Annotated in this window: 3 protein-coding genes; 1 reads left to right on the forward strand and 2 read right to left on the reverse strand. The window is 73.3% G+C overall.

Going from position 1 to position 2,135, the window contains the following annotated elements:
• Nucleotides 1-527: AraC family ligand binding domain-containing protein (locus AWZ10_RS01220; protein ID WP_199845856.1), on the reverse strand; the 527-nt coding region annotated here is incomplete at its 3' end.
• A gap of 64 nt (nt 528-591) precedes the next feature.
• On the opposite strand from AWZ10_RS01220, the gene AWZ10_RS01225 reads away from it, so the two are divergent.
• Complete coding sequence (locus tag AWZ10_RS01225) at nt 592-1,386, forward strand: phytanoyl-CoA dioxygenase family protein (RefSeq protein WP_060890225.1); 795 nt, start codon at nt 592-594, stop codon at nt 1,384-1,386.
• A gap of 19 nt (nt 1,387-1,405) precedes the next feature.
• Here the strand turns inward: AWZ10_RS01225 and AWZ10_RS01230 are convergent, their stop codons facing one another.
• Nucleotides 1,406-2,071, reverse strand: a complete 666-nt coding sequence (locus AWZ10_RS01230) for a response regulator transcription factor (protein ID WP_060890226.1) — start codon at nt 2,069-2,071, stop codon at nt 1,406-1,408.
• Between the last annotated feature and the right edge of the window lie 64 nt (nt 2,072-2,135).

The following is a 2,135-nucleotide window of genomic DNA, read 5'->3' on the forward strand; positions in this document are numbered from 1 at the left end:
TCACCGCCCGGCGAGGAGACATCGGCGGCCGGTGCTCTGTGCTCACCGCCCGGCGACGTGGCATCGGGGGCCGGCGGGGTGCCCTCGCCGGTCCAGCGGGCGTCGGCGAGCATCCGCCGGAAAGCCGCGTCGACGCGTTCGCGGATGCCGTCGGGGGCCGACGGCACGGCGTACAGCAGGTCGCCGGTCCCGTACGGGCTCAGCCAGGCCGTCCAGGAGGCCCGTGGCTGGCAGTGCACCCACCAGAACGCCCAGTGTCCGGCGCCGGGCCGGACCGTGTAGTGCTGCGGCACCCCCGGGCCGAGGACCACCAGGTCACCCGGGGCCGCCGACGTCTCCGAGGCGCCCTGCCGCAGCAGTCCCCCGCCGCCCGTGGTCCAGGTGAACAGCCAGCTGTCCGCGCCGCGCGGCCGGTTCACGGCGTAGGGCGGCAGTTGGTCGAAGCGCCCGATGATCACCTGGCCGGGCGGCGGCGACGGGTCCGCGGGCCCAGCAGTTCCAGGCAGGTCGTCAGCACGCACAGGCATCCTCCCGAAAGACCGTCGGACCTAGCGTGGGGCACGGTAGACGACGGAGAGAAGGGATGCGCGGATGACAGCCACAGGCAAGGTCGAGTTCGAGGAGAACGGCTATCTGGTGGCACGGGGGCTGTTCCGGCCCGCCGAGATCGAGGAGCTGTGCGATCGGTTCACGGCCCTGCGGGAGGGCGGCCCGATCCCCGGGCACTTCCAGCCCCGCCCGCCCTCGGCGGACGGGCCGGCCGACCCGCTGCACGTCCACCCCCGGGTGATGCACCCGCACCGCATCGACGAACTGTCGCTGCGGGTGCTCCTCGACGCGCGGCTGCGGGACATCCTCGAAGGGCTTCTGGGTGAGGAGGTCCTGGCCGCGCAGAGCATGTTCTACTTCAAGCCGCCGGGCGCCCGGGGGCAGGCGCTGCACCAGGACAACTTCTATCTGCGGGTCGAACCGGGCACCTGTGTGGCGGCGTGGATCGCCTGCGACGTGATCGACCGCGACAACGGCGGTCTGGAGGTCGTGCCGGGGACGCACCGCATGGACCTGTTCTGCCCGGAGGAGGCGGATGCGGAGGTGTCCTTCGTCCGCGAGTACGTCCCGCCGCCGCCCGGCCTGGACCCCGTGCCCGTCGACATGGCCCCGGGCGATGTCCTCTTCTTCAACGGCAGCCTCGTGCACGGCTCCCAGCCCAACCGCACCACCGACCGCTTCCGGCGATCCTTCATCGGCCACTACGTGAGCCGCTCCACCGAACGCATCGGCCGCTACTACGACGTGCTGACGATGAGCGGCGCCCCCGTGCCGCTGGCGGAGAGCGAGGGGGCGGGCCCCTGCGGCACGGAGTTCGAGCCGATGGGCGCCCACTGACCCGGGCCCCGGTGCCGGCTCAGCCCAGTTCGAGCAGTCCCCGCCGGACGGCCTCGGACACCGTGCTCGCACGGTTCTCGGTGCCGAGCTTGCGGTAGACGCGGACCAGGTGCGTCTTGATCGTGGCCTCGGTGAGATGGAGGGAGGCGGCGATGGCGCGGTTGCTGTGGCCCAGCGCCAGCAGCCGTACGACCTCGATCTCCCGGCCGCTGAGAACGGTCCCCGGATCAGCCAGGTGACCGGCGAGGTGTCCGGCGGCCTCCGGGGCGAGCCCCATCCCGCCGGCCGCCGCGGCGCGCACGGCCCGGAACAGTTCCTCGGGCGGGCCGGCCTTGAGGATGTAGCCGCGGGCCCCGGCCTCCATCGCCCGTACGACATCGCCCTGGGTACCGGAGCTGGTGAGGACGACGACCCGGCTGCCAGGGACCTCGGCGGTGATCCGCCGGGTCGCGTCGAGGCCGTTGACCCGGGTGCCCGGGGCCGTGTCGTCGGTCAGCCGGAGATCCATGAGCACGACGTCCGGGCCGAGCCGTGCGGTGAGCCGGACGGCCTCGTCGCCGTCACCGGTCTCGCCCACGACGTCGAAACCGGGTTCGCCGGTGAGGAGGGCACGAAGCCCGGCCCGTACGACGACGTGGTCGTCCACGATCAGGACGCGCAGCGGGGTGTCGTTCGGGTCGTTCACCGGTTGCCCGCCGGGCCCGCCAGGGCGAGGGCGCCCACGGGGAGGCTGGCGCGGGCCAGGGTCC

Source organism: Streptomyces europaeiscabiei (assembly GCF_001550375.1).
Lineage (GTDB): Bacteria > Actinomycetota > Actinomycetes > Streptomycetales > Streptomycetaceae > Streptomyces > Streptomyces europaeiscabiei.

What these genes read in the sequence shown, in the direction of transcription:
- AWZ10_RS01225 (WP_060890225.1), top strand. Translation starts at nt 592, where the DNA reads ATGACAGCCACAGGCAAGGTCGAGTTCGAGGAGAACGGCTATCTGGTG.